Origin of the sequence: Polaromonas sp. CG_9.5 (assembly GCF_035984465.1) — a bacterium.
GTDB lineage: Bacteria > Pseudomonadota > Gammaproteobacteria > Burkholderiales > Burkholderiaceae_C > Polaromonas.
This window is the reverse complement of the sequence record NZ_JAXCHR010000006.1, coordinates 71,499-96,997: the sequence shown is the minus strand read 5'-3', so window position 1 is coordinate 96,997 and position 25,499 is coordinate 71,499. Positions and strand designations below refer to the sequence as shown.

24 protein-coding genes and 1 other RNA gene are annotated in these 25,499 nt (G+C 61.4%); 16 read left to right on the top strand and 9 right to left on the bottom strand.

What is annotated here, in order from left to right; all coding sequences use genetic code 11:
• Nucleotides 1-282: 282 nt before the first annotated feature.
• The 6 genes from RCH06_RS06535 (at nt 283) to RCH06_RS06510 (ending at nt 5,283) form a co-directional block, all read left to right on the top strand.
• The gene (locus RCH06_RS06535) at nt 283-1,218 is read left to right on the top strand and encodes a LysR substrate-binding domain-containing protein (protein ID WP_327080630.1); all 936 of its coding nucleotides are present in this window, start codon (nt 283-285) and stop codon (nt 1,216-1,218) included.
• A gap of 153 nt (nt 1,219-1,371) precedes the next feature.
• Nucleotides 1,372-2,268, top strand: a complete 897-nt coding sequence (locus RCH06_RS06530; RefSeq protein WP_327080629.1) for a transporter substrate-binding domain-containing protein — start codon at nt 1,372-1,374, stop codon at nt 2,266-2,268.
• Between the two features lie 95 nt (nt 2,269-2,363).
• Nucleotides 2,364-3,122 (top strand): amino acid ABC transporter permease, encoded by a 759-nt coding sequence (locus RCH06_RS06525; protein ID WP_327080628.1) that lies wholly within the window; start codon nt 2,364-2,366, stop codon nt 3,120-3,122.
• 1 nt (nt 3,123) lies between these two features.
• Nucleotides 3,124-3,792, top strand: a complete 669-nt coding sequence (locus RCH06_RS06520) for an amino acid ABC transporter permease (RefSeq protein ID WP_327080627.1) — start codon at nt 3,124-3,126, stop codon at nt 3,790-3,792.
• A gap of 53 nt (nt 3,793-3,845) precedes the next feature.
• A complete protein-coding gene (locus RCH06_RS06515; RefSeq protein ID WP_327080626.1) occupies nt 3,846-4,583 on the top strand; it encodes an amino acid ABC transporter ATP-binding protein in 738 nt (245 codons plus the stop codon).
• 289 nt (nt 4,584-4,872) lie between these two features.
• Complete coding sequence (locus RCH06_RS06510; protein WP_327080625.1) at nt 4,873-5,283, top strand: GreA/GreB family elongation factor; 411 nt, start codon at nt 4,873-4,875, stop codon at nt 5,281-5,283.
• Between the two features lie 70 nt (nt 5,284-5,353).
• Here the strand turns inward: RCH06_RS06510 and RCH06_RS06505 are convergent, their stop codons facing one another.
• The 3 genes from RCH06_RS06505 to RCH06_RS06495 are packed head-to-tail and all read right to left on the bottom strand — an operon-like array spanning nt 5,354 to nt 8,244.
• Complete coding sequence (locus tag RCH06_RS06505) at nt 5,354-6,388, bottom strand: DctP family TRAP transporter solute-binding subunit (RefSeq protein ID WP_327080624.1); 1,035 nt, start codon at nt 6,386-6,388, stop codon at nt 5,354-5,356.
• A gap of 33 nt (nt 6,389-6,421) precedes the next feature.
• Nucleotides 6,422-7,720, bottom strand: a complete 1,299-nt coding sequence (locus RCH06_RS06500) for a TRAP transporter large permease (protein ID WP_327080623.1) — start codon at nt 7,718-7,720, stop codon at nt 6,422-6,424.
• Nucleotides 7,717-8,244, bottom strand: coding sequence for a TRAP transporter small permease (locus RCH06_RS06495; RefSeq protein WP_327080622.1), 528 nt, complete (start codon nt 8,242-8,244; stop codon nt 7,717-7,719). Before RCH06_RS06495 ends, RCH06_RS06500 begins: the two co-directional genes overlap by 4 nt.
• A gap of 126 nt (nt 8,245-8,370) precedes the next feature.
• On the opposite strand from RCH06_RS06495, the gene pyrC reads away from it, so the two are divergent.
• From pyrC to htpX, 4 genes are all read left to right on the top strand, one after another.
• Entirely contained in the window at nt 8,371-9,429 is a 1,059-nt protein-coding gene (gene pyrC / locus RCH06_RS06490; RefSeq protein WP_327080621.1) for a dihydroorotase, read from the top strand.
• The gene (locus tag RCH06_RS06485; protein WP_327080620.1) at nt 9,426-10,595 is read left to right on the top strand and encodes an NYN domain-containing protein; all 1,170 of its coding nucleotides are present in this window, start codon (nt 9,426-9,428) and stop codon (nt 10,593-10,595) included. The genes pyrC and RCH06_RS06485 overlap by 4 nt, the downstream gene beginning before the upstream one ends.
• A 17-nt stretch (nt 10,596-10,612) precedes the next feature.
• Nucleotides 10,613-11,350 carry a DUF3025 domain-containing protein gene (locus tag RCH06_RS06480; RefSeq protein ID WP_442799614.1) on the top strand — a complete coding sequence of 246 codons (738 nt, stop codon included), beginning with the start codon at nt 10,613-10,615 and terminating at the stop codon, nt 11,348-11,350.
• 166 nt (nt 11,351-11,516) lie between these two features.
• Nucleotides 11,517-12,401, top strand: a complete 885-nt coding sequence (htpX, locus tag RCH06_RS06475) for a protease HtpX (protein WP_327080618.1) — start codon at nt 11,517-11,519, stop codon at nt 12,399-12,401.
• Between the two features lie 120 nt (nt 12,402-12,521).
• Here the strand turns inward: htpX and RCH06_RS06470 are convergent, their stop codons facing one another.
• From RCH06_RS06470 to cysK, 3 genes are all read right to left on the bottom strand, one after another.
• Nucleotides 12,522-13,418 (bottom strand): ProQ/FINO family protein, encoded by an 897-nt coding sequence (locus tag RCH06_RS06470; protein ID WP_327080617.1) that lies wholly within the window; start codon nt 13,416-13,418, stop codon nt 12,522-12,524.
• A gap of 133 nt (nt 13,419-13,551) precedes the next feature.
• A complete protein-coding gene (locus tag RCH06_RS06465; RefSeq protein WP_327080616.1) occupies nt 13,552-15,213 on the bottom strand; it encodes an NAD(P)/FAD-dependent oxidoreductase in 1,662 nt (553 codons plus the stop codon).
• 246 nt (nt 15,214-15,459) lie between these two features.
• Nucleotides 15,460-16,377, bottom strand: coding sequence for a cysteine synthase A (gene cysK, locus RCH06_RS06460; protein ID WP_327080615.1), 918 nt, complete (start codon nt 16,375-16,377; stop codon nt 15,460-15,462).
• A 63-nt stretch (nt 16,378-16,440) separates the two neighbouring features.
• On the opposite strand from cysK, the gene rnpB reads away from it, so the two are divergent.
• Nucleotides 16,441-16,767: RNase P RNA component class A (gene rnpB / locus RCH06_RS06455), an RNA gene on the top strand.
• A 50-nt stretch (nt 16,768-16,817) separates the two neighbouring features.
• Here the strand turns inward: rnpB and RCH06_RS06450 are convergent.
• Nucleotides 16,818-17,357, bottom strand: coding sequence for an Rrf2 family transcriptional regulator (locus tag RCH06_RS06450; protein WP_327080614.1), 540 nt, complete (start codon nt 17,355-17,357; stop codon nt 16,818-16,820).
• A gap of 162 nt (nt 17,358-17,519) precedes the next feature.
• On the opposite strand from RCH06_RS06450, the gene nhaR reads away from it, so the two are divergent.
• Entirely contained in the window at nt 17,520-18,434 is a 915-nt protein-coding gene (gene nhaR / locus RCH06_RS06445; RefSeq protein WP_327080613.1) for a transcriptional activator NhaR, read from the top strand.
• Nucleotides 18,435-18,534: 100 nt separating this feature from the next.
• Here nhaR and RCH06_RS06440 read toward each other — a convergent pair whose 3' ends face one another.
• Together RCH06_RS06440 and RCH06_RS06435 are read right to left on the bottom strand one after the other, a co-directional pair.
• Complete coding sequence (locus tag RCH06_RS06440; protein WP_327080612.1) at nt 18,535-19,395, bottom strand: basic amino acid ABC transporter substrate-binding protein; 861 nt, start codon at nt 19,393-19,395, stop codon at nt 18,535-18,537.
• Between the two features lie 128 nt (nt 19,396-19,523).
• A complete protein-coding gene (locus RCH06_RS06435; protein ID WP_327080744.1) occupies nt 19,524-21,158 on the bottom strand; it encodes an MBL fold metallo-hydrolase in 1,635 nt (544 codons plus the stop codon).
• A 233-nt stretch (nt 21,159-21,391) separates the two neighbouring features.
• On the opposite strand from RCH06_RS06435, the gene dapF reads away from it, so the two are divergent.
• From dapF to RCH06_RS06415, 4 genes are all read left to right on the top strand, one after another.
• Complete coding sequence (dapF, locus tag RCH06_RS06430) at nt 21,392-22,270, top strand: diaminopimelate epimerase (protein ID WP_327080611.1); 879 nt, start codon at nt 21,392-21,394, stop codon at nt 22,268-22,270.
• Between the two features lie 69 nt (nt 22,271-22,339).
• Nucleotides 22,340-23,038, top strand: a complete 699-nt coding sequence (locus tag RCH06_RS06425; RefSeq protein ID WP_327080610.1) for a DUF484 family protein — start codon at nt 22,340-22,342, stop codon at nt 23,036-23,038.
• Between the two features lie 9 nt (nt 23,039-23,047).
• A complete protein-coding gene (locus tag RCH06_RS06420) occupies nt 23,048-24,085 on the top strand; it encodes a tyrosine recombinase XerC (protein ID WP_327080609.1) in 1,038 nt (345 codons plus the stop codon).
• Nucleotides 24,086-24,190: 105 nt separating this feature from the next.
• Entirely contained in the window at nt 24,191-25,381 is a 1,191-nt protein-coding gene (locus RCH06_RS06415) for a class I SAM-dependent rRNA methyltransferase (protein ID WP_327080608.1), read from the top strand.
• Nucleotides 25,382-25,499 lie beyond the last annotated feature (118 nt).

Here is a 25,499-nt window from a genome sequence, read left to right as displayed (position 1 = left end):
GTCCTGTCGCACGCCAGGCATGCACCGATACCGATCATTTTGATAGCATCATCGGCGCAGCGCCACGCCGACGAAGCTAGAGCATTGCGCATCAGCGCGATGCCGGCCGCCTCCCTGGCGACCTTGGCTTGGGTAGTGCGGGCGCGTCGTTGGTGCCCCTCACCGACCCTCGCCACGACATGGCTGTCACCACGCAGTCACGCCACTTCGGCTGCTTTGTGGCGGTCACCAAGCCGCTCAGGATGTCGCGATTTTTTCGTCAAACGCTCTCATAATCTCCCCATGGAAACCAAATGGCTGGAAGATTTTGTCTCGCTCGCTGAAACCCGCAGCTTCAGCCGGTCTGCGCAGTTGCGCCATGTCACGCAGCCGGCGTTTTCGCGGCGCATCCAGGCGCTTGAAGCCTGGGCGGGCACTGATCTGGTCGATAGAAGCTCTTACCCGACGCGGCTGACGCCAGCCGGCCAGACGCTTTACAACCAGTCGCTGGAAATGTTGCAGAGCCTGCAATCGACCCGCGCCATGCTGCGCGGCCACACGTCTTCGGGCCAGGATTTCATCGAATTCGCCGTGCCGCACACACTGGCCTTCACTTTTTTTCCGGCCTGGGTCAGCAGCCTGCGCGAGAAGTTCGGCCCCATCAAGAGCCGGCTGATTGCGCTCAATGTGCATGACGCGGTGCTTCGCCTGGTTGAGGGCAGTTGCGACCTGCTCATTTCTTATCACCATGATTCCCAGCCTTTTCAGCTTGACCCTGGGCGCTATGAAATGGTGTCGCTGGGGCGCGAAGTGCTGGCACCGTTTTGCCGTCCGAATGCCGCCGGCGAGCCCGAGTTTTGCCTGCCAGGCCGCGCCAGCCAGCCGCTGCCGTATTTGGGTTATGCACCGGGCGCCTACTTGGGGCGTATGGTGGATTTGATCCTCAAGCAATCAAGCACGCCGATTCATCTGGATCGGGTTTACGAAACCGATATGGCCGAAGGCCTGAAAGCGATGGCACTGGAAGGCCACGGCATTGCCTTTTTGCCGCTCAGCGCGGTCAAAAAAGAGGTGCGCGCCAAAAAGCTGGTTCGCGCGGCCGGAAGCGAGCTGGAGATGATCATGGATGTGCGCGTCTACCGCGAGCGGCCCACGCCCAAAATGGCGGCCAAAGTTCATGTCCAGGCGCTGTGGAATTATTTGCAGGCGCAGCCCGGCCACGGCGGTCTTATTCCCTAGATACTAAAAAAGCGCAATTGAAAAGCCCTGTTTTAGGTAAAACAGAGTTGTTTTTTATAGAAATTGATGTCAGGGGCGGGTAAGTCTCGACGTAATTCTTCTGACAACTCCCTAGAATGGCGGTTACTCATTGATTCAATCTAAGGAAACTTCATGAAATTCAAGCTAGTCGCCCTGTCTGTCGCCCTGCTCGCCACCAGCGGTGCATTTGCCCAGAATACCGACACCCTTGCCAAGATCAAGTCCAGCGGCACCATCAACCTGGGCGTGCGTGATTCGTCCGCACTGTCTTACACGTTGGGCAACGGCAAGTATGTCGGCTTTCACACCGAAATGGCTGAACGCATCATTGACGACCTGAGCAAAAATGTCGGCAAGCCGCTTACCGTCAACCACGTACTGGTGACCTCGCAAAACCGCGTTCCTCTGGTTCAAAACGGCACCGTTGACATCGAGTGTGGCTCGACCACCAACAACGCCGCCCGCGCCAAGGATGTTGCCTTTGCTTACAACACCTATATGGAAGTAGTGCGCATGGCAGTCAAGACGAGTTCGGGCATCAAAGACCTGAAAGACCTTAACGGCAAGACCGTCTCGACGACCACCGGCACCACCTCGGTGCAAATTTTGCGCAGGAATGAACGCGCGCAAGGCATCGAGTTCAAGGAAGTCACCGGCAAAGACCACGCCGACAGCTTCTTGCTGCTCGAAGCAGGCCGGGCCGATGCATTCGTGATGGACGCCTCCATCCTGGCGGCCAACATCGCCAAGTCGAAGAATCCAAAGGACTTCGCCATCGTCGGCCCCGAGCTGTCGATTGAACCTATCGCCTGCATGGTGCGCAAGGATGATCCGAAATTCCTGAAAGCCGTCGACGACAGCATCGCGCGCCAAGTGAAAGACGGTTCACTGGCCAAGCTGTACGACAAGTGGATGGTCCAGCCCGTGCCACCCAACAACGTTTCCTTGAACATGCCGCTGTCGGAAGCAACCAAAACCGCCTGGGCGAACCTGAACAACAGGCCAGCTGAAGACTTCGTCAAAAAATAAAAGCAGGTATGAAGCAAGCCCTCGCCCGCCATGACAGGCGGGCGTTGGCTTGCCAAAATTGCCAAAAGCTACCAACAGGTCCCGAGGAATAAAGCATGGCGAATTGGCGCTGGGAGGTGTTCTGCCAGAACACCATAGACAACGAAGTGGTCGCAGGCTGTTTTGCCTCCGGAAGAGATCAGACATATCTGCAGTGGATGCTGCAAGCTTGGGGCTGGACCGTATCGGTCTCTGTGTCTGCGCTGCTGCTGGCGCTGATTGTGGGTTCAATCATTGGCACCATGCGAACCTTGCCCGACAGCCCTTGGCTGGTCCGGTTTGGCAACGCATGGGTTGAGTTGTTTCGCAACATTCCGCTGCTGGTGCAGATCTTCCTGTGGTACTTCGTGCTGCCCAAGCTGATTCCGCCCATGAAGAGTTTTCCGCCTTTCATTCTGGTGGTGTGTGCGCTCGGTTTTTTCACTTCGTCGCGTATCGCCGAACAGCTCCGCTCTGGCCTGCAGGCGCTGCCGCGCGGGCAACGCTATGCCGGCATGGCGCTCGGTTTGACCACAACGCAGTATTACCGTTATGTGCTGCTGCCGATGGCTTACCGCATCATCATGCCGCCGCTGACCAGCGAGTCGATGAACATCTTCAAGAACTCGGCAGTGGCCTTTGCCGTGTCGATTCCGGAATTGACCCAGTTCTATTTGCAAGCCGGCGAGGAAACCTCGGCGCAGATCGAAATTTATATTGGTGTGGTGATTCTTTACGTCATCAGCGCCATGACCATCAACCGCATCATGACGTTCATCGAGCGCAAGATTCGCGTTCCCGGCATGGTCGTCGCCACGGGTTCGGGAGGCCACTGACATGCTGAATCTTGACTTTTCCTTCTACCGCTGGGACTTGATCAGCACCTATGTGCTCAAGGGTTTTTACTTCAGCGTGTTTCTGACCTTTATCGCCACCCTTGGCGGTGTGTTCTTTGGCACCCTGCTGGCGCTGATGCGCCTGTCGGGCAAGAAATGGCTGGACCTGCCGGCGGCCATTTATGTCAACGGCATGCGCTCGGTGCCGCTGGTCATGGTGATTCTGGGCTTCTTTTTGCTGATGCCCTTTTTGATTGGCCGCTCCATCGGTGCAGAAACTTCGGCAGTCATCACCTTTATCTGCTTCGAAGCTGCGTATTTTTCGGAAATCATGCGCGCCGGCATTCAGTCGATTTCGCGCGGTCAGGTCTTTGCGGGCCGGGCCTTGGGCATGACTTATGCGCAGAACATGAAGCTGGTGATCTTGCCGCAAGCCTTTCGCAACATGCTGCCCGTGCTGATGACGCAGACCATCATTTTGTTTCAGGATACTTCGCTGGTCTATGCCATTGGTGCCTATGACCTGCTCAAGGGATTTGAGACCGCCGGCAAGAATTACGGTCGACCCGAAGAGGCTTATTTGCTGGCCGCCGTGGTGTACTTCGTGCTCTGCTACAGCCTGTCTTACGTGGTCAAGCGGCTGCATCGCCGCATTGCCATCATTCGCTGACAGCCGGTGATTGCGGCTTCCCGCCTTATTTTGAAAGCGCATCGGAGAAGAACATGATTGAGTTGAAAGAAGTTTCCAAGTGGTATGGCGATGTGCAAGTGCTCAACAACTGCAGCACCCGCATTGAAAAAGGCGAGGTCGTGGTGGTTTGCGGCCCGTCGGGTTCGGGCAAGTCCACGCTGATCAAGGTCATCAATGCGCTGGAGCCGTTCCAGAAAGGCCAGGTTTTTGTCGACGGCCAGGCTGTGCACGATCCGAAAACCGACCTGCCCAAACTGCGCAGCCGTGTCGGCATGGTGTTCCAGAATTTCGAGTTGTTTCCGCATTTGAGCGTGACCGAAAATCTGACGTTGGCGCAGATCAAGGTGTTGGGCCGCAAGCCTGACGAAGCCAAGACGCACGGCCTGAAATACCTCGACCGCGTCGGCCTGATGGCGCACAAGGACAAGTTTCCTGGCCAGCTGTCGGGCGGCCAGCAGCAACGCGTGGCGATTGCTAGAGCCCTGAGCATGGACCCGATTGCCATGCTGTTTGACGAGCCGACCTCGGCGCTCGACCCGGAAATGGTCGGTGAGGTGCTCGACTGCATGATGGGCCTGGCCACTGACGGCATGACCATGATGGTCGTCACGCATGAAATGGGCTTTGCCAAGAAAGTCGGTAGCCGTGTGATTTTCATGGACGTGGGCGGCCGGATTCTGGAAGACTGCTCAAAGACAGAGTTTTTCAGCCATCCTGAAAATCGCCAGGATCGAACCAAGGAATTCCTGAACAAGATTCTGCAGCACTGAGGCAAGGGAAGGGTGGCGCTGGCCTTGCTGTAGCAATGCGCAGTGGTAGGATCAAGTCCCATGCGATCCACTTCCACATCCCGGCTGTACGCCAAAGCGTACCTGCACACCACGCCTGTGGTGCGCGCTGGGTTTCCGCGCAAGTGGCCGTATCAGCCAGTGGCACATTCCTGAGCCCGGCGATCTACCACCCTCCCATTTCTTGCGCTTTTCTGGATCACCGGGCCTCGTTCTCCAGCGCTGGCTTACCGGTAAGCATGTTCCGGTTTTTAGATTCAGGAGTTCATTCATGGCTACTTCATCCCAACCCGCCCGCGTTCTGACCGAACTCGACCACATCCGCATCACCAATCTGCTCAAGCATCCTGGCATGGCGTTTGCCGCCGAGCTGGAATCGGTAATTGACAATGCCGAGCTGGTGTCTTCTTACAAAGTGCCGCCGCAGCTGGTCACCATGAATTCCCAGGTACGCATTGCCGATGGCGAAACGCATGACGAGCGCACCCTGACCTTGTGTTATCCCCCGGATACCAATCCCGACAAAGGGTTTGTCTCCGTTTTGTCCCCTATCGGCACGGGTTTGCTGGGTTTGGTCGAGGGCCAGCTGGCGCACTGGGTGACGCCCGGTGGGGTGCAGGTGAAAGCCAAAATACTGAAAGTGATTTTTCAGCCGGAAGACAGCGGCGAATACCTTCGCTAAACGTCTTGTTGTCTTTCACAGACGCAAAAAAGCCCCGAAGTCCGGGGCTTTTTTGCGTTTGGCACAGTGCTTATTTCTTGCGCGCGGCAATCGATTTTTCAGCCGTGGCCACTAGGTTGGCACCAATCTGGTTTTTCCACTTGTCGTACACCGGACGCGTTGCCTTGACGAAGGCGTCGCGTTCGGCCGGGCTGAGTTGCGTCACGGTCACGCCATTGCTGGCGATGTCCTTGAGCAGCGGCTTGTCGGCTTCGGCTAGGCCCTTGCGGGCGATGGCGATTTCCTGCTTGCCGGCATCCACTGCCGCCTGCTTGACGATGGCCTGGTCAGCCGGCGTCCATGAAGCCCAGATGTCCTTGTTGACGACGAAAATCAGCGGATCAGCCACGTAGCCCCACATCGTGACGTATTTTTGCGCCATGGTGTGCAGCTTGGCGGCGGTGTAGATCGCCATCGGGTTTTCCTGGCCGTCGACCGCGCCGGTGGCCAGCGCGGGCTGTGCATCGGCCCAGCTCATCTGGGTCGGGTTCGCGCCCAGTGCCGTGAAGGTGTCGAGGAACAGCGGCGAACCCACCACGCGGATCTTCAGGCCCTTCAAGTCTTCCGGCTTCTTGATCGCCAGCTTGGAATTGCTGATCTCGCGGTAGCCGTTTTCGCCCCAGGCCAGCGGCATCACGCCGGCTTTGTCGATGATTTTGAAAATGTCCTTGCCGACGTCGCCCTGTGTCAGCGCATCCATCGCCGCATAGTCGGGCATCAGGAAGGGCAGGGAGAACAGGTTCAACTCCTTCACCTGCGGCGACCAGTTGATGGTCGAGCCGACAGCTAGGTCGATCACGCCCTGGCGAATGGCGCTGAATTCGCGCGTCTGGTCGCCTTGGATGAGCGACACGCCCGGGTAAAGTTTGATGTTGATGCGGCCTTGCGTGCGCTCTTTCACCAGGTTCGCCCAGATTTCACCGCCCTTGCCCCACGGATAGGCGGGCCCGAGCACCAGCGACATCTTGTATTCGGACTTGTAGTTCTGGGCTTGCGCGGGTGCGCCAACAGTCAGGGCCAGCGCGGTGGCGGCCAATGCCAGGCCGAGAAAATTCTTGCGTTTCATGAGGAAGTCTCCTTGGGTAAAAAAGATCAAGGCTCAGTAGCCCAGCTTGCGCGGCAGCCACAGGGCCAGTTCAGGGAAAGCGATGACGGCGACCAGCACCAGGAACATGGACGCCAGCATCCAGACCACCCAGCGCACGGTTTCCTCCATGCGCACATTGGCAATCCGGCACGACACCATCAGGTTCACGGCCAGCGGCGGTGTGAACTGGCCGAGCGCCACTTTCAACGTCAGGATGACGCCAAACCACACCAGATCCCAGTGGTAAAACTGCGCAATCGGCAGCAGCAGCGGCACAAAGATCAAAAAGATCGAAATGCCGTCGAGGAACATGCCCACCGTGATCAGCATCAGAATCAACAGCGACAAGATGCCGTATTCGCCCAGACCCGAGTTGACGATGGCATTCGTCAACGGGTCAATCACGCCCAGCGTGCTCAGTGAATAGGCAAAAATGCCCGCCAGCGACACCACCAGCAAAATCACCGCCGACAATTCGCCCGACTCGCGCAGGATCGGAAACAAATCGCGCACCGAGATCGTGCGGTAAATCACCATGCCGATAAACAGGCCGTAAAACACGGCCACCACTGCCGCTTCAGTCGGTGTGAACCAGCCGGCGCGCATGCCGCCCAGAATCAGGACTGGCGCGGCCAGTCCCCAGACCGCTTCGCGAAAACTGGCCCAGAAAGGCGGTCGCGGCATGCTGGCTTCCAGCGCGCCCATCTTGTGCTTGCGCGACAGCCAGACGGCCGGAACGATCAGCGCCAGCCCGGCCAGGATGCCCGGCACCATGCCCGCCGCAAACAGCGCCGGCACCGAGGCGCCGGGCACCAGCACCGAGTAGATGATGAACGCCACCGACGGCGGAATCAGGATGTCGGTGGCCGCAGCAGCGCCCACCACGCTGGCCGAAAATGCGGCCGGATAACCGGCGCGGTTCATGGCCGCAATCATCACGCCGCCGACAGCCGCCGCACAGGCCGGGCCAGAGCCTGAAATACCGCCCAAAAACATCGCCACCGCAATCGCCACCAGCGGCAGCATGCCGGGGCCGCGCCCGACGATGGCGACGGCAAAATTGACAAGCCGCAAGGCCACACCCGAGCGGTCAAAAATCGAGCCCACCAGCACGAACATCGGTATCGCCAGCAGCGGGTATTTGCCCAGGCCGGCGTAAAAATTCTGCGGCACGGCCAGCAGGCCGAACCATTGCGAATCGCCATTGGCCAGTGCAATCGCCGTGGCACCAGCCAGGCCGAGCGCCGCACCAATCGGCACGCCGATCAGCATCATGGCGATGAACGCCAAAAACAGCAGCGTGACGATCATGACTTGCGTCCCCGGCGGATGAACAAGCCGACAGCGCGCAGGGCGATGCCGAGGGAAATAATCGGCAGCCAGATCGAATACCACCACTGCGGCACGCCAATGCCGGGCGAGGTTTCGCCAAAGCGGTAGTCGTCCCAAACCAGCCGGATGCTCAGTACGCCGATCAGCGTAAACAGCAGCGCGACCAGCACTGCGCCCAGCCGTGACAGCTTCTTGCGCCGCGCCATCGAGCCACTTTCAGAGAAATACTCGATCCGGATATGCCGGTCACGCGCCACAGCCGCCGAACTGCCAACCAGCGCCAGCACGATCATCAAAAACACCGAGAACTCTTCCGTCCAGGCAAAGGACTGGTTGGTGAAATAGCGCGCAATCACATTGGCAAACGTGATCAGCGCCAGCGCGCCCATGACGAGAACGGTCAGCCAGTCTTCAATCTTGAGCGGCACACGCACTGGCTCGTCAATATCGTCAAGGGGCGGTGTAGTTTCAGGCGCTTGGTCAGCGTGGGGAGGGGAAGACATGAAAAGAAAGCCCGGGTTGCAACGGTTAAAACAACCGGGATTATCCTGCAGCCGGCCTGCATCGTAACGGTGCGGCGGTGCTGGGCGCATCGGGGATTTCCTTGAGCCGGTGCGACAATTCAGCGCATGACTTCAGCCACCCTCACTCCCGCCACCCAGCTCACCATCACCCGCCCCGACGACTGGCACCTGCATGTGCGCGACGGCGAAGCGCTGCAGACCGTGGTGCCGCACACCGCCGCGCAGTTCGGCCGCGCCATCATCATGCCCAACCTGCGTCCGCCGGTGACCACCGCCGTGCAGGCGCTGGCCTATAAGGCACGCATCCAGGCCGCCGTGCCGGCCGGCGTGGCCTTCGAGCCGCTGATGACGCTGTACCTGACCGACAACCTGCCGCCCGCCGAGATCAAGCGCGCCAAGGATGCCGGCGTGGTCGCCGTCAAGCTCTACCCGGCGGGCGCCACCACCAACAGCGACGCCGGCGTGACTGACCTGCGCAAAACCTACCCAACCCTGGAAGCCATGCAGCGCGAAGGCCTGCTGCTGCTGGTACACGGCGAAGTCACCTCTCCCGACATCGATCTGTTCGACCGCGAAGCGGTGTTTATCGACACGCAATTGATTCCGCTGCGCCGCGATTTCCCGGAACTCAAGATCGTGTTCGAGCACATCACGACAAAAGAAGCCGCGCAGTACGTGACTGAAGCTGACCGTTTTCTCGGCGCGACCATCACCGCGCACCACCTGCTGTATAACCGCAACGCGATCTTCACGGGTGGCATTCGCCCGCATTACTACTGCCTGCCGGTGCTCAAGCGCGAAACCCATCGCCTCGCGTTGGTTGAGGCGGCCACGTCGGGGAATGCCCGGTTTTTTCTGGGCACCGACAGCGCGCCACATCCGGCGCATCTGAAAGAGCACGCCACGGGCTGCGCCGGCTGCTACACCGCACATGCCGCGATGGAGCTGTACGCCGAGGCGTTTGATGCGGCCGGCGCGCTCGACCAGCTCGAAGCCTTTGCCAGCTTCAACGGCGCAGATTTCTACGGCCTGCCGCGCAATGCGGGCACGATTACGCTGGCCAAGGAAAGCTGGACGCCACCCGTTAGTTTTGCCTTTGGCGAGGCGGAATTGAAGCCGCTGCGCTCGGGGGAAAGCCTGCCGTGGAAACTGCTGGCTGAATGAGCGACGCATTCGGCACGAACAGCGTCCGGCAAGCGGCGCTGCTGATTGACGCAGACAATTTCGCCGACCCTAAAGCCATCGATGCAGCCTGGGCTGAGTTCAACGCCTATGCAGGCCGTGTCAGCGTATGCCGCGCTTATGGTTACGGGCCGCGCTTGCAGTCGCTGGGGTCGGTGTGGCGTTATCTGGGCACGCGCACCTTTCCCAATTTGCCGCTGGAAAAAAACACCACCGATTCCGCGCTGATTGCCGATGCGGTGGCGCTGCATTTTCAGCAAGGCATTCGGCTCTTTGCGATTGCCTCGGGCGACGCCGACTTTGCTCCGCTGGCCGTGCGCCTGCGCGAATGGGGCTGCGAGGTGTGGTGCTTTTCGATGGAAGGCATTGTGTTTCGGGATGCCGAGACGTATTACGACCGCGTGAAGTGTTTTCCTGCACCGGTGTGTGCTCCGCCGCCCGTTACGCCTGCGCCAGTGCGGCCCGTGATGCCGTCGGCATGCGATGGCCACGCTGATGCCGCTGGCGGTGCGAGCATCCCCATCCCCGCCGCGCCAGCTTGCCGGGCCGCTACCGCGCCCTTGAATACGCCTGCGATGGCCGATGCGCGGCTGCCTGATGAAGTGCAGCGTATTTTGAACGTCCTGCCCGGTTTGCGCGAACGTCCGCAGCAACTGTGCCATGTCGTTCCTGTATTGCAGCGACATGGGTTTTTCGATAAACGCATCACGAAATCGACGGCCTTTTTGGGCCGCTATGCCGCTTATTTTGAATTGAGTCCGGCGCATAAACCGACTTTGCTCACCTTTTGTCCATCCGGCATGGCTGGCGCGATTGGCGATTCAGCTTTCGACGAAGCGGATTTCACGCAGGCGGATGACGTGCTTCACGATACCCACGAGGCTCGTGTGATGGCTGCCCCTTCGCCCGAGGACGAATCAGCGTTGGAGCGAGTTTTGGCCAAGTCTGCGAGCTGGCATCCCGGCACCATCCGTCAGCTCAATGCCTTCAGCATGTTGCTGGAAGAAAACGGCGTCGTCCTTGGCGACAAGCCGCTGGACGCGTTGTTCAGCCTGTACCCGGATTATTTTGAACTGCTGCCCGCCATCGGCCCCGCCACCAAAGTGCGTCTGCTGAAAAAACCGCAAGACCTGGAATTCGTTTGCTGACGGTACACCTTCACCAGATCGACTGGCAGCGCCCTTGGTTGGAACCTTGGCGCGCATCGGGGCAGAGCGTCATTCAGGCCGTTGCGGGCGGCGCGCCGCTGCCTGATGCACTCAACTGCGAACCAAGCGTGGCCGTTAAATTTGTCCCGCAAACCGACCTGCCGCCCGGCGTGGGCTACGAGCACTATCTGTTCCAGCGCAACCAGTGCCCAACGCGTGACAATCTGCATGATTTTTTCAATGGCCTGTGCTGGCTGCGCTTTCCGCAGACCAAGCAAAAAATCAACCAGCTGCATGCGGTTGAACTGGCTGGCGCAAAGGCCGCCGTCAACGCGGGCGTCAACCTGCCGCCGCGCGGCCCGGTGCGTGACGCCCTGACAGTGTTTGACGAAAACGCCGCCTTTTTGCTGGCACCGCAGCCGCTCTGGGATGCACTGGATGAGCGAGACTGGCAGCGCCTGTTTGTTGATCTGCGCCCGCTCTGGGCCGAGGCGCAACTGGTGCTTTTTGGCCATGCCTTGCTGGAAAAGCTGGTTTTTCCCCGAAAACCCATCACGGCGCACGTCTACCGTGCGCAACCTGCTATTCATTCAATAGCGGAACTGGACGCCTGGGTGGCCGGTGACCTGAGCGCTGGCAAGCTGGCAAGCAAACCTTTTGTGCCCTTGCCCGTGCTGGGCGTGCCGGGCTGGTGGCCCGGGAACGAAGACTTTTCCTTTTATGATGACGCCACGGTTTTTCGCCCGCGCCGGTAGCCCAAAACCCGGAAATCCGGGTGCCGTATTGGCCGCAGAGTCCATACAGAATCACTTGATTTGGGTTGAAAACTCCCCATTTTTTGCGTAGAAATGCACAATGCGGCCCTGTGCCGCTGAGGCTTTTTTTGCCACCCCGCCTGTCGTTAACGCCCCCCGGAGAATTATGAAACGCATATTGCTTTTTTTACTGACCAACATTGCCGTCGTGGCGGTGCTGGGCATTGTGGCCAGTTTGTTGGGCGTGAACCGCTTTCTGACATCCAATGGCCTGAACCTGTCGGCCTTGCTCGGCTTTGCGCTGATCATGGGCTTTGGCGGGGCGATTATTTCGCTGCTGATCAGCAAGCCCGTCGCCAAGTGGAGCGCCGGTGTGCGCGTCATCAACGGCCCCGATGGCCCGCAAAATGCCGACGAAGCCTGGATTGTCGAGACGGTGCGCAAGCTGGCTGAAAAAGCCCAGATCGGCATGCCCGAGGTCGGTATTTTTGAGGGCGAGCCCAACGCCTTCGCCACGGGCGCGTTCAAAAATTCGTCGCTGGTCGCCGTGACCACCGGCCTGCTGCAGGGCATGACCAAAGAAGAAATCGAAGCCGTGATTGCCCACGAAGTGGCCCACATTGCCAACGGCGACATGGTGACCATGACGCTGATTCAGGGCGTGATGAACACCTTTGTGGTGTTTTTGTCGCGCGTGATCGGCTATGCCGTGGACAGCTTTTTGCGCAAGGGCGACAACAACAACTCCGGCCCCGGCATTGGCTACTACGTCAGCACCATCGTGCTGGACATCGTACTGGGGTTTGCGGCGGCGATGGTCGTGGCCTGGTTTTCGCGGCACCGCGAGTTCCGCGCCGATGCGGGCGCAGCGCAGTTGATGGGCCGCAGGCAGCCGATGATGAATGCGCTGGCCCGACTGGGTGGCATGCAGCCGGGCGAGTTGCCCAAGGCGGTGGAAGCGATGGGCATCACCGGCGGCATGGGCAAACTGTTTGCCACCCATCCGCCGATTGAAGAGCGTATTGCAGCGTTGCAGAACGCACAGGGCTGATTTTTTAGCGAATTAAGCATGAAAAAAGGCGCTGGCGCAAGCTGCACGGGCACAAGCAGCTATTGAATAAATAGCAATTTCCCGCTCTAAAAGGCCGGCTATCATGGCCGGCCTTTTTTTTCAGGGGGCTTTGCTGGCGTCGGTTGGCATGGCGGGCGCTTCGGAAACTTCGGCAGTTTTTTCAGGCGTCGATTCCGGCACGCTGGCCGCAGCCGCATCGCCCACCTCAGTCGCTAAATCCGCAGCCTCAGCCTCAGCCTGAGCCGCAGCCTGAGCGCTCAACGCATCCTGGTTCGCGCGTGAGCGCTCCACCGCATAGATCACATCGTCGGGATTCATGCCGTACATGTCGGCAAATTCGGCGACGGTTTTGCCGCTCGCCTCAAACATCCGCAGCAAGGCATCGCGTTTGGCGGCTTGTTCGGCCAGTTCGGCAAAAGCCGCGTCGAGCAGGTCGGTGGACACTTCGTCTTGCTGGCGCACGCACAGTAAATAGTCTTCGCGGGCCAGTCCGGAGGCTTCAATCGCCTCAATCAGTTGCGCCTTCGCAAACGGCCGCAAGTCCTGGTTGGCGCGCGCCTGACGACGCCGGAACACTTCCATGATGGCGTGGTGGACATGCTCGGGCGCCACGGGTTCGACCGCATCGCCGTTCAGGTCATGGCGCGGCAAGCCAGAGGCGACGCTTTCCAGATAACGGGTAGAACGCGCATGCAGGCCGAGCGCGACCTTCAGCTCGTCGCGCTTGAACACGTCCGGGTGCAGAGCCAGCAAGTCTTGGAACACGCCGAGCTTGAGCGGCAGAAACTGCGCGCCAAACATCTTCGGGTACAGCGTGAACAGCTGGCGCAGCGCCGGATGCACTTCGCGCGGTGCGCGCGCCTGGGTTGGCTGCGGCTTGGCCTGTGGCCGGCCACGGCCGCCTTGCCGGCCCTGGCGTGGTGGGGCGGCGGTGGTGGCTTCAGCGGGGGCCGGCGTGGCATCGATTGCGGCGGGTGTGGGCAGGGTTTCGGTCATGGGTGGCTTGTGTCAGGTTGAGGTTTGAACGGCGCCTTGGCGCCGCTTTGAAAAACGGTGCGCCGGGCATTGCCCGGCGTTGCGGTGTGAAACCGTGAGGGCGAAGTATCCCCTATCCGGTTTATCAGCGGGTTCAGGCGTGGGCCAGACGGCCACTTTCGGCGTCTTGAAGCAGGCTGCGCGCCACGGCTTCGGCCACCTTGATGCCATCGACGCCGGCCGACAAAATGCCGCCCGCGTAACTCGCGCCTTCCCCTGCCGGGTACAGGCCGCGCACATTCAGGCTTTGCAGGTCGTCGCCCCGGCTCATCTTGATCGGCGACGAGGTGCGTGTTTCCACACCCGTCAACACCGCGTCATGGCGGTCGAAGCCCTTGATCTTCTGGCCAAAGGCCGGAAAGGCTTCGCGCATGGCGTCGATGGCATAGCGGGGCAGGGCAGACGACAGGTCGCCCATCGCCACGCCGGGCTTGTACGACGGCATGACATCGCCCAGGCCCGTGGACGCGCGTCCGGCCACGAAGTCGCCGACCAGCTGGCCGGGCGCTTCATAGGTGCTGCCGCCCAGCACGTAGGCATGGGTTTCGAGCTGGCGCTGCAGCTCGATGCCGGCCAGCGGATTGCCCGGATAGTCGCGCGGGTCAATGCCGACAACGATGCCGGCGTTCGCGTTGCGCTCATTGCGCGAATACTGGCTCATGCCGTTGGTCACGACGCGGCCCGTTTCTGACGTGGCCGCCACCACCGTGCCGCCGGGGCACATGCAAAAGCTGTACACCGAGCGGCCATTGCTGGCGTGGTGTACCAGTTTGTATTCCGCCGCGCCCAGCGCCGGGTCGCCGGCATGGCGGCCCCAGCGGGCGCGGTCGATCAGGCCCTGCGGATGCTCGACGCGAAAACCGATAGAAAACGGCTTGGCCTCGACATACACGCCGCGTGCATGCAGCATGGCAAAGGTGTCGCGCGCGCTGTGGCCGAGCGCCAGCACCACCTGGTCGGCGTGCAATTCGTAGCTCTGGCCGGTGGACTGGTCGAGCACGGTGAGGCCGCGAATGTGGCGGTTGTCCGGCCCGCCTTCAATCAGCACGTCAGTCACGCGCTGCTGAAAGCGGATCTCTCCGCCCAGCGCGATGATCTGCTCGCGCAGGTTCTCCACCACCTTGACCAGCTTGAAGGTGCCGATGTGCGGATGCGCCTCAAACAGGATATTGGCCGGCGCGCCGGCCTTGACGAATTCGTTCATCACCTTGCGGCCCAGATGGCGCGGGTCCTTGATCTGGCTGTAGAGCTTGCCGTCTGAAAACGTGCCCGCGCCGCCTTCGCCGAACTGCACGTTGGATTCCGGATTCAGCACATTTTTGCGCCACAGGCCCCAGGTGTCTTTGGTGCGTTCGCGCACCGTCTTGCCGCGCTCCAGCACGATGGGTTTGAATCCCATTTGCGCCAGCACCAGCGCGGCAAACATGCCGCACGGGCCAAAACCGATCACGACCGGGCGCAATGGCAGGCTGGCCGGCGCGTGGCCGACCGGCTGATAGGCCATGTCGGGCGTGGGGAAGATATGCGGATTGCCGGCGTGCGTGGTTAGCAGCTCGGCTTCCAGCGCGGCGCTCTCTAACGTCACATCGACGATGTAGACCTGCATGATCACGGCCTTGCGGGCGTCAAAGCTGCGTTTGAAAACAGTGACGCTCGCCAGTTCGGCGGGCTTGATGTGAAGGGTCTGGAGGATGGCATCGGGCAACGCGTTTTCAGCGTGCCCGAGCGGGAGTTTGATTTCAGTCAGTCGCAGCATGGTTGTCGTCCGGTTCGTGGCTTGTGGTTATCAAGCAGAAGGGCGTCATCATAAAACGTGCCGGGCGCGGGCCGGATGCAACGCCTGCGAGCCGCCGAGCGCTGTGCCAGACGTTTGGCGTCGCCGGAGCGCATGAATTTTCATTTTTTTTAGATGAAAACAGCTACTGGCGCATGATGCACGTGCGCCAGCAGCTATTTTATCGATAGCAAAAAGCGATCCGTGCTGCTGGTAACAGCGTCAGCGTCAGGCCGGGAAAAAGCCTTCCACCGACAAATAACGCTCGCCGGTGTCGTAGTTAAAGCCCAGCACGCGCGCACCGGCGGGCAATTCCGGCAGCTTTTGCGCAATGGCTGCGAGCGTGGCACCGGACGAAATGCCGACCAGCATGCCTTCTTCGCTGGCCGAGCGGCGCGCCATCTCGCGGGCCGGTTCGGCATCGACCTGGATCACGCCGTCGAGCAGGCTGACATCGAGATTTTTCGGAATGAACCCGGCACCCAGGCCCTGCAGCGGATGCGGCCCGGGTGCGCCGCCCGAGATGACGGGCGAGGCGCTGGGCTCGACCGCAAACACCTGCAACTGCGGCCAGGCGGCTTTCAACACGCGCGCGCAGCCCGTCAGGTGGCCGCCGGTGCCGACGCCGGTGATCAGCGCGTCCAGCCCGTCAGGAAAATCGGCCAGGATTTCCTGCGCGGTGGTGCGGGCATGAACGTCGGTGTTGGCAGGATTGTCGAATTGTTGCGGCATCCAGCTGTTCGGCGTGGCGGCGACCAGTTCCTGGGCTCGGGCAATCGCCGCTTTCATGCCGCCGGCACGCGGTGTCAGGTCAAAGCTCGCGCCGTAAGCCAGCATCAGCCGGCGACGCTCGACGCTCATGCTGTCGGGCATCACTAGCACCAGCTTGTAGCCCTTGACCGCCGCGACCATCGCCAGACCGATGCCGGTGTTGCCCGAGGTCGGCTCAATGATGGTGCCGCCGGGCTGCAGCGCGCCTGATTTTTCGGCGTCTTCCACCATCGCCAGCGCAATGCGATCCTTGATCGAGCCGCCGGGGTTGGCGCGCTCGGACTTGATCCATACATTCGCATCGGGGCCAAACAGGCGGTTGATGCGGACATGGGGTGTGTTGCCAATGGTGGCGAGGATGCTGTCGGCTTTCATGGGGGCTCCTTGTCTGTGTTGGGTGTTTTTGCGCCCTGCAGCGCACTGCCATAATAGAGAGGTGAAGCCTGCCAGACCGCCGCTGGTGCAATTTCCGAAAGGAAGCACTGGAGGAACGTCCGGACTGCACAGGACAGCGTAGGAGGTAATACCTCTCCACCGTGAGGTGAGGATCAGAGCAACAGAGACGAGCCGATTCAGTTCGGGTGAAACGGGCAATCTCTACGCGCAGCAACACCAAATAGGCCAGCGTTGACGTGGTTCCGCGGAGCTGGCGGGTAGGTGGCACCGAGCCGGGCAGGCGACTCCCGGCCCAGATTAATGGCGGTCACACGGGCAACCGAAAGGAAGTCCGGCGCACAGAATCCGGCTTATCGGCAGACTTCACACTTTTATATCGCCGCGCGCCCCTGCCAGGGCGCAGCCGCAATGCTGGCAGCTCAGTGCTGGACGTTCAGAGAACGGCCCAGGGCAAACACCGAATTGGGTGCCGTGGTGTAGACCGGCTGGGTCTTGGGCGCGGTGTAGACGCCGCGTTTGGCGGGCCTGGCCTCGATCTTGACGCCCTTGGCGCGCTGCTCGCTTGCCAACTGGCGCAGGCTGATGGACTGCATGTGCTCAAGCATCTTGGTGTTCAGCGTTGCCCACAAGTCCTGGGTCATCCATTGGGCTGAACCTTGCTCGCCCTGAAACGGTTTTTCGCCCGCGCCAACAGGCTGGGCCTGGCTTTCGACAGCGCCAATAATGTCGGCCACGGAAATACTCTCGCTGACACGGGCCAGCGTGTAGCCGCCACCCGGGCCACGGGTGCTTTCCACTAGCCGGTTCTGGCGCAGCTTGCTGAACAACTGCTCCAGGTAAGACACTGAAATCTGGTGGCGCGCGCTGATGTCGGCCAGCGAAATCGGGCCGGCATTGTCGCGAAGCGCAATGTCAATCATGGCAGTGACGGCAAAACGGCTTTTGGTGCTCAAACGCATGGTTATCTTTCCTTTGACCCTCAAAAAGTGGGGTGATACGCTCCACTATAGGAGCATTATTGCTTCGTGTAAATTCGTATTTGGCATGAATTCATTTCGGAAAAACCGAACTGTTTTTGTTTGAGCACCTTTTGTTGGAAAAGTTCTGAAAGGAATGGTTTTGTGAATTTCAAGCATCTCCACTATTTCTGGGTGACTGCCAAAGCCGGCGGCATCGTGCGCGCAGGCGAGCAATTGCACACCACGCCGCAAACCCTGTCCGGCCAGATCAAGCTGCTGGAGGCCTGGCTGGGGCGGCAGTTGTTTCGCAAAAGCGGACGCCAGCTGGAACTGACCGACGAAGGGCGGCTGGCGCTCGGTTATGCCGATCAGATATTCACCCTGGGCGCAGAAATGGAAACGGCGCTGCGCCAAGCCAGCGGGGGCCAGAAAACGCTGGAGTTTCGCGTCGGCGTGGCCGATTCGGTGGCCAAATCAGTGGTCTACCACTTGCTGGAGCCGGCGCTGGCCATGGCGCAGCCGGTGCGCCTGATTTGCAGCGAAGGCAAGTTTCCGGATTTGCTGGCCCAGCTGGCGCTGCACCGGTTGGACTTGGTGCTGGCCGACGAGCCGATGTCGGGCCGCGTCAGCATCAAGGCCTTCAACCATCCGCTGGGCAGCACGCCGATGAGTTTTTTCTGCACGCCTGCGCTCAAAGCCTTGCTCAAGGGTGATTTTCCGCACTGCCTGAACGATGCGCCGCTGCTTATACAAAGCGCGTCTTCCTCGGTGCGCGAACAGCTCGACAGCTGGTTTACCAAACACCAGATTCACCCCCACATCATTGGCGAGTTTGACGATGGGGCGCTGATGAAGGCCTTTGGGCGCGAAGGGCGCGGCATTTTCATGTCGGCCAGCGTGCTGGAGGCCGAAACGCGCACGCAGTACGGCGTGGAAGTGATTGGCCGGACTGACGAGATGGTGGAAGACTTTTTTGCCATCTCGGTCGAGCGGCGCATCACGCACCCTTGCGTAGCGGCCATTACCCAGGCGGCGCGGGGCCAGTTGCTGCACGACATGCACCGAAGAAACGCCTGAACCCAAAATCGGCTCACTGGCCGCTTCGCAGGCACTGCCTCTGGCGACCTCCACCCGGCGCGGGCAGAGGGGTTTTTGGGCCGTTCAGGTGAATGCCGGTTTACTTGGATGCGGCGGCGGCAGGTGCTGGCGCAGCGGCGGGCGCTGAACCGAAATACTGGGTGTAAATCTGGTTGTAGGTGCCGTCAGCCTTGATGCCGGCCACGCCTTTGTTGATTTTCTCCAGCAGCTCGGCATTGCCTTTCTTGACCGCGATGCCGTAGTGCTCAGAGGCAAAACTGCTGTCGGTAAGGGTCTTGAACTTCGAGTCGGGGTTGTTGTTGACATAGTGGACCACCACGCCGTTGTCGGCCACCACGGCATCGACGCCGCCGCTTTCCATTTCCTTCAGCGCCAGCGGCGTCGATTCAAAGCGTTTGACGTTGGGCGTGCTCTTGCCTTGCAGTTTGGTGATGACTTCGTCGCCGGTGGTGCCGTTTTGCACGCCGACCTTGAGGTTCTTCAGGTCGTCAAACTTGGTGATTTTTGAGTCCTTTCTGACGGCAATCAGCTGCTGCGCATCAAAGTAAGGCTCGGAAAAGTCCAGCGTCTGTTTGCGCTCGGGCGTGATCGTGATGGCGGACACCAGCAAGTCGCGGTCGCCTTGTGCGACTGAATTGAAAATGCCTTCCCAAGGGGTGTTCAGGAACTTCACTTCAATGCCGGCGTTTTTCGCAACGGCCTTCACCACGTCAATGTCAAAACCGACGATCTCGCCTTTTTCGTTTTGCGATTCAAACGGTGCGTAGGCGGCATCCGTGCCCACCACGTAGACCTTGGCGGCGGGTGCGGGCGCTGCAGCAGGCGCGCTGGCAGCGGCGCTGGGCGCGGGCGGCTCCTGCTTGCCGCAGGCTGCCAGCATAAGACCGGCCAGCACGATGCCAGTCGATTGAAGAAAGTGTCGCGTCGTGATGGTTGACATGGAGGCATCCTGTAAGGGTGAAAAGAGAGTCGTTTCATGAGCCTGAACCGCCAGGCTGCCAAATGACCGGTTAAAAGTATAAGGCGCTGCCTGTAAGTATTTGTTGCGCCCGCAGGCGCATGAGGGACTCAGGCGGCGCGCTGCAAGGCGTCGATCCGGTCGACATGCGCCTGCAGCGAACGCAGGGCGATGGGCCAAAGGCGCGGGTCGGTGTCGTCATAAGCCAGCGCCACCCAGTCCTGCAGCGTGCCGTCGGGCCGGGCCTGCATGGCCGCCGCCACCTTGGCTTCGCGTTTGAGGCGGTGCGCCCTGAGCTGGGCAATCGCCTGCGGGGCTTCACCCAGCACATGGCCGTGGGCAGGCAGGATGAAGTCGATCTGATGCTCGTTGCAGGCGCGGGTGAGCAGATCCAGCGAATCGAGGTACGCCGTCATCTCGCCGTCGGGCGGGCTGATGATGGTGGTGCTGCCGTTCAGGATGTGATCACCCGAAAACAGCAGGCCGTCTTCAACCAGCACGAAGCACGCATGGTTGGCGGCGTGGCCGGGCGTGAAAATAACCTTCAAAGTGTGCTTGTGCGCAATGCTGGCAAGCGTTAGCAGCTCATTATTTAATAGCGTCCGGTCGGGCATGAAATGCGAGTCGGCGCGCGCGGTGGCGGCAGACGGCAAACCCAGCACCGGCGGGCGCTGGGCGCACAGCGCCTGCAGCGGCTTGGCGCCGGGCGAATGGTCGGGGTGCGAATGCGTGCAGACGATGGCCTCAATGCGCCCGCCGGTCGCCGCGAACAGGCGCCCGATGTGCGCTGCATCGTCCGGGCCCGGGTCAATCACGATGTAGCCGGCGTCGGCGGTGCCGACGATGTAGCTGTTGGTGCCCGGCCCGGTCATGATGCCGGGGTTCGGCGCGGTCAGGCGCATGACGTTTTTCAGCAGCGCCACGGGGTGCTCGGATTGCCAGTCGAGCGAGTGCACGATCTGGCCGTCGGGCGAAGTCAGCGCCAGTTCGCCATAGGGCGAATCGTGCTCCATGTAGCGCGCATCCTGACCGCCCAGCAGGCCGGCGCGCGGGCAGGAAATCCACAGCGGCTTTTCCTGCGCGCAGGCGCTCAGCACGGCTTCGACACTGGCGTACTTTGCCAGCCGCTCCAGCGTGCGCAGGGTCGGAAAAATCATGAAAAACGTGCCGGCTTCGTGCCGCGCCAGCGCGTCCAGCGGGCGCACCCAGCTGGGCTCGAACTGCTCGGCTTCATCGGCCACCGGCGTCTGGCCTTCGGGCATGCGGGCGACCAAAAAGGGCACATCAAAGCGGCGCGGCAAATCGCGGTCGGTGACCCAGTGGGCCAGCGTGAACACGTCGGCACCGGCCAGCATCAAGCCGCGCGCCTGGCATTGCGCGGCAAACGGCGCTTGGCGGTCCAGCGCGGCGATGTCTTCCGTGCTGACATGGCGGCCGTCGGCATGGCGCGCCAGCAGCACGCCCAGTTCTTCAAAACTCTCGCGGATGGCGGCGATGGCCTGCGTCAGCTGCAAATCGCTTTGGCTCGCCCGGCGCGTGGACTGCGCATGGGCGGCGGTGTCAGCGGCGTCAATGCCGCCGCCCGGAAAGACGTAGGCGCCGGGCGCAAAACTGGCGCGCATGGAGCGCCGCGTCATCAGCACTTCGATGCCTTGCGGCGTGTCGCGCAGCAGCAGCACGGTGGCGGCGGGACGCAGGGGCGCGGGGTCGCGCTGCGGATAGAGGAGTTGGGTGGGTCTGACCATGGCCTGATTTTGCAGCGAAATGGCCGCACGAGGCTGCGTGCTGGCGAAGGCCGCCGAGACGATGCGGGAACGTGCCGGGTCGTACCCGCTTAAAGCGGCAAAACGGCCTTCGACCGGCCCCTGAAACTGGCCGGTCAGCACTTGCACGGCGAGGTTGTCAACCCGCTGTTGCATTGCCGCGAACCTGCGTGCCGGTTGCGCCCTAAGGCACAGCCACAACAGATAATCCGGCCATGCGAATCCGATTTACAAAAATGCAGGGTGCGGGCAACGATTTCGTGGTGCTCGACGAAACCCAAGGCTCTTTGGGGCTGACAACCGCGCACTACCGCTTTCTGGCCGACCGCCACTTTGGCGTGGGTGCCGACCAGATTCTGACGGTGCGGCCTTCGCCGGGCGAGGGGATCGATTTTGAATATGTGATCCACAACGCTGACGGCGGCGAGGTCGAGCAGTGCGGCAACGGCGCGCGCTGCTTCGTGCGGTTTGTGCGCGAGCAGGGGCTGACCGCCAAGGACGCCGTGAGGGTCAAGACGCTGGGCGGCATCATTGAGCCGCGTATGCAGCCGGATGGGCGCGTGACGGTCAACATGGGCGCGCCGGTGTTTGCGCTGGAGCGTATTCCCTTCAACCCGGCCGGTTTGACGCCCCACACCGCTGGTTTATGGAAAAAATGGCCGCTGGCGCTTGATGGACGGGTGCAAGCAGCTCCTGTTTTAGTAGCAGTGGTATCGATGGGGAATCCGCACGCGGTGCAGCTGGTGGACGATGTAGACACCGCGCAGGTCGCTGAAACCGGCCCGCTGATCGAGCACCATGCGGCTTTCCCCAAGCGCGTCAACGCCGGTTTCATGCAGGTGCTGTCGCGCAGCCAGATTCGCCTGCGAGTCTACGAGCGCGGTGCGGGCGAAACGCTGGCCTGCGGCACCGGCGCTTGTGCGGCGGTGGTGGCGGGCATCCGGCTGGGGCTGCTTGATTCGCGCGTCGAGGTGCAGACGCGCGGCGGCCGGCTGTCGATTGAATGGGCCGGCGCGCTGGATGCGCCCGTCTTGATGACCGGCCCGGCCACCACCGTGTTTGAAGCCGAGATTGAAATTCCCGACACGCCTTGATTCCCTTGGGGTTTGCCGGCGTGCGTGCGCAGCGGTTAACAGCGTTAAAAAAATGGAGACAATTTCGACATGAACCCTGCCCAAGCCCCCATGACTGAAGACGATATTGCCGACTTTCTGGTGACCACACCGGAATTTTTCGAGCGCCACGCCCAGCTGCTGGCTTCTGTGCAACTCTCCAGCGGGCATGGCGACCGCGTCATCAGCCTGCAGGAACGTCAGGCCGCCATGCTGCGCGAAAGAATCAAGGAGCTGGAGAGCCGGGTGGCCCAGATGATTCACCACAGCCAGGACAACCTGGTGATTGCCGGCAAGCTGCAGTCCTGGACGCGTAGCCTGCTGCAGACAGCGCAGGCGAGCGCGCTGCCTGACGCCATCGTGCAGGGCCTGGTCAGCGAATTCCAGATTCCGCAAGCCGCCATCAAGGTGTGGGGTGTCGGTGATGCGTATGTCGATGCGTCGTTCGCCAGTGAAGTCAGCGGCGATGTGCAGGCTTTTGCGGCGTCTTTGACGACGCCTTATTGCGGGCCCAACGCCGCCTTTGAAGCTGCCCGCTGGTTGCCCGAGCCTGCTCAGGTGCAGTCGCTGGCCCTGATTGCGCTGCGAACCTGCACCGATGCGCCGGTTTCGGGCCTGCTGGTGCTGGCGTCGCCCGATGGCCAGCGTTTTCACAGCGGCATGGGCACTGACTTTCTGGAGCGCCTGGGTGCGCTGGCCGGCGCGGCACTGTCGCGCCTCCATGCGCCTGTGGCTTTGGCCGCAAGCTGAACCGAAGCGATGAAGGCTTTGCCGCCCCCCGCAGACGCTGCACCGCAAGAACTCCAAGCGCCCGACCCGCTGGTGGCGCGCTACCTGGACTACGTGCGGGTTGAAAAGCGGCTGGCCCAGCGCACGGTCGAGCTGTACACCGCCGACCTGCAAAAGCTGCAGACCAATGCGCGCAAGGCCGGTGTGGCGCTGACGCAGGTCAAGCACACGCACTTGCGGCGCTGGGTGGCGCAAATGCACAGCGGCGGGCGCAGCGGACGCGGCATTGCGCTGATTCTGTCGGGCTGGCGCGGCTTTTACACCTGGCTGGGCCGCGAAGGCTTGGTGCCGGGCAACCCGGTGCAGGACGTGCGTTCGCCCAAGGCCGCCAAGCCGCTGCCCAAGGCGCTGAGCGTTGATGAAGCGGTGCAGCTGGCCAGCTTTACCGCCGACGCCAGCGACAAAGGCCCTTTTCTGGAAGCGCGTGACCAGTGCATCACCGAACTGCTGTACAGCTGCGGGCTGCGCATCGGCGAACTGGTCGGGCTGGATGTGCAGGCCAGCGGCAAGGCGCGCGGCTGGATCGACATGGACGGGGGCGACGCCCACGTGCTCGGCAAGGGCGAGAAACGGCGCAGCGTGCCCGTGGGCGGTGCGGCGCTCAAGGCGCTGCAGCAGTGGCTGGCGGTGCGCAGCCTGTGGGCGCGGCCGGGCGCACCCAGCGGCGAAGCGCTGTTTATCAACCAGCGCGGCACCCGGCTCACGCCGCAGCACATTCGCGTGCGGCTCAAGCAGCGCTCGCAACAAGCCGGACTCGCCACGCCGGTGCATCCGCACATGCTGCGCCATTCGTTTGCCAGCCATGTGCTGCAGTCCAGCGGCGACCTGCGCGCGGTGCAGGAGTTGCTGGGACACGCCAACATCACCACCACGCAGGTCTACACCCGGCTCGATTTTCAGCATCTGGCCAAGATTTACGATGCCACGCATCCGAGAGCGATTTCGGACGGCGCGGGCGCGAAAGCCAAGCCGCCGCTGGTCATTTCAAAGCCTGAAAAGCCGGAGTAGGGCGCATTGCCCGCAGGGCTTGCCGGCGGTGTTGGCAAGGGCCGGTTTTTCTCGCCCGCAGCCCGTGACCCGCAGCCCGTGACGCGCAGCCGCGACAATAGCGCCATGAACATTATTCGCCTGAAAGACGGCAGGGAACGCTCCCTGCTGCGCCGCCATCCCTGGGTTTTTGAGGGTGCCATCGACAGCGGCGGCGCTGATTCCGGCGAAACCGTGCGCATCGAAAGCCATGCCGGCCAGTTCCTGGGCTGGGGCGCGTTCAGCCCAAGCTCCAAAATCCGCGTCCGCGTCTGGAGTTTCAACGAAGCGCAGCCCATAGATGCTTCGTTTTTCATAGCGCGTATCGCCCAGTCCATATGCGCAAGAAGCTTGTTTGATATAAAAAGTGACGGCGTGCGCCTGATTCACGGCGAATCTGACGGCCTGCCGGGCCTGGTCGTCGACCGCTACGCCGACACGCTGGTCGCGCAGTTTTCCAGCTGCGGCACCGAAAGATGGAAAAGCGTCATCGTTGACGCGCTGCTGGCGCAGACCGGTTTGACGCGCCTGTATGAACGCTCGGATGCCAGCGTGCGCACACTCGAAGGCCTGCCCGAGGCCACCGGCTGGCTCGCCGGTTCGGGCGACACCGGCATCGTCATCACCGAACACGACTGGAAACTCAGCCTGGACGTGGCAGAAGGCCACAAGACCGGCTTTTACCTCGACCAGCGCGACAGCCGCCAGAAGTTTGCCGCCTATGCGCGCCGGCTGCAGTTCAAGGACGTGCTGAACTGCTACTGCTACACCGGCGGCTTCACGGTGGCCGCGCTGGCCGGCGGCGCGGCGCATGTCACGTCGATCGACTCGTCCGGCCCGGCCATCGAGCGCGCTAAAGCCAATGTCGCGTTGAATGGTTTCGACGCCAGCCGCACCACCATGCTGGATGCCGACGTGAATGCGTCGCTGCGCCAGTATGTGAAAGACGGCCGTACGTTCGACGCCATCGTGCTCGACCCGCCAAAGTTTGCGCCCACCGTGAACCATGCCGAGCGGGCCGCCAGAGCCTACAAAGACATCAACCGGCTGGCGTTGTCTTTGCTGGCGCCGGGCGGCGTGCTGTTCACCTATTCGTGCTCGGGCGGCATCAGCGCCGATTTGTTCCACAAGATCGTCGCCTCGGCTGGAACCGACGCCGGCGTGGACGCGTTTATTTCCGAACGCATGGGCGGCGCGCCTGATCACCCGATGACGGTGGCTTTCCCCGAAGGCGAGTACCTTAAAGGCTTGGTACTGATCAAACGGACTGTCAACTAGCCGTTTTTTTATCAAATCAGCCTCTTGCGCATAGCAGACGTGCGCTGGCAGCTATTAAAATTATAGTAATTTTTGGCGCTGTTGTTTAGCTTGCCACGCCAAGGCCACAGAGCGTATG

Bases quoted from the DNA above. Each gene is read 5' to 3' on its own strand.
- RCH06_RS06520 (WP_327080627.1), top strand. From the start codon at position 3,124: ATGCTGAATCTTGACTTTTCCTTCTACCGCTGGGACTTGATCAGCACC.
- RCH06_RS06535 (WP_327080630.1), top strand. From the start codon at position 283: ATGGAAACCAAATGGCTGGAAGATTTTGTCTCGCTCGCTGAAACCCGC.
- RCH06_RS06495 (WP_327080622.1), bottom strand. From the start codon at position 8,244: ATGTCTTCCCCTCCCCACGCTGACCAAGCGCCTGAAACTACACCGCCC.
- pyrC (WP_327080621.1), top strand. From the start codon at position 8,371: ATGACTTCAGCCACCCTCACTCCCGCCACCCAGCTCACCATCACCCGC.
- RCH06_RS06465 (WP_327080616.1), bottom strand. From the start codon at position 15,213: ATGCTGCGACTGACTGAAATCAAACTCCCGCTCGGGCACGCTGAAAAC.
- RCH06_RS06470 (WP_327080617.1), bottom strand. From the start codon at position 13,418: ATGACCGAAACCCTGCCCACACCCGCCGCAATCGATGCCACGCCGGCC.
- RCH06_RS06435 (WP_327080744.1), bottom strand. From the start codon at position 21,158: ATGGTCAGACCCACCCAACTCCTCTATCCGCAGCGCGACCCCGCGCCC.
- RCH06_RS06500 (WP_327080623.1), bottom strand. From the start codon at position 7,720: ATGATCGTCACGCTGCTGTTTTTGGCGTTCATCGCCATGATGCTGATC.
- RCH06_RS06415 (WP_327080608.1), top strand. From the start codon at position 24,191: ATGAACATTATTCGCCTGAAAGACGGCAGGGAACGCTCCCTGCTGCGC.
- RCH06_RS06485 (WP_327080620.1), top strand. From the start codon at position 9,426: ATGAGCGACGCATTCGGCACGAACAGCGTCCGGCAAGCGGCGCTGCTG.
- RCH06_RS06420 (WP_327080609.1), top strand. From the start codon at position 23,048: ATGAAGGCTTTGCCGCCCCCCGCAGACGCTGCACCGCAAGAACTCCAA.
- RCH06_RS06525 (WP_327080628.1), top strand. From the start codon at position 2,364: ATGGCGAATTGGCGCTGGGAGGTGTTCTGCCAGAACACCATAGACAAC.
- dapF (WP_327080611.1), top strand. From the start codon at position 21,392: ATGCGAATCCGATTTACAAAAATGCAGGGTGCGGGCAACGATTTCGTG.
- RCH06_RS06515 (WP_327080626.1), top strand. From the start codon at position 3,846: ATGATTGAGTTGAAAGAAGTTTCCAAGTGGTATGGCGATGTGCAAGTG.
- htpX (WP_327080618.1), top strand. From the start codon at position 11,517: ATGAAACGCATATTGCTTTTTTTACTGACCAACATTGCCGTCGTGGCG.
- RCH06_RS06450 (WP_327080614.1), bottom strand. From the start codon at position 17,357: ATGCGTTTGAGCACCAAAAGCCGTTTTGCCGTCACTGCCATGATTGAC.
- RCH06_RS06425 (WP_327080610.1), top strand. From the start codon at position 22,340: ATGAACCCTGCCCAAGCCCCCATGACTGAAGACGATATTGCCGACTTT.
- RCH06_RS06510 (WP_327080625.1), top strand. From the start codon at position 4,873: ATGGCTACTTCATCCCAACCCGCCCGCGTTCTGACCGAACTCGACCAC.
- RCH06_RS06530 (WP_327080629.1), top strand. From the start codon at position 1,372: ATGAAATTCAAGCTAGTCGCCCTGTCTGTCGCCCTGCTCGCCACCAGC.
- RCH06_RS06505 (WP_327080624.1), bottom strand. From the start codon at position 6,388: ATGAAACGCAAGAATTTTCTCGGCCTGGCATTGGCCGCCACCGCGCTG.
- cysK (WP_327080615.1), bottom strand. From the start codon at position 16,377: ATGAAAGCCGACAGCATCCTCGCCACCATTGGCAACACACCCCATGTC.
- RCH06_RS06440 (WP_327080612.1), bottom strand. From the start codon at position 19,395: ATGTCAACCATCACGACGCGACACTTTCTTCAATCGACTGGCATCGTG.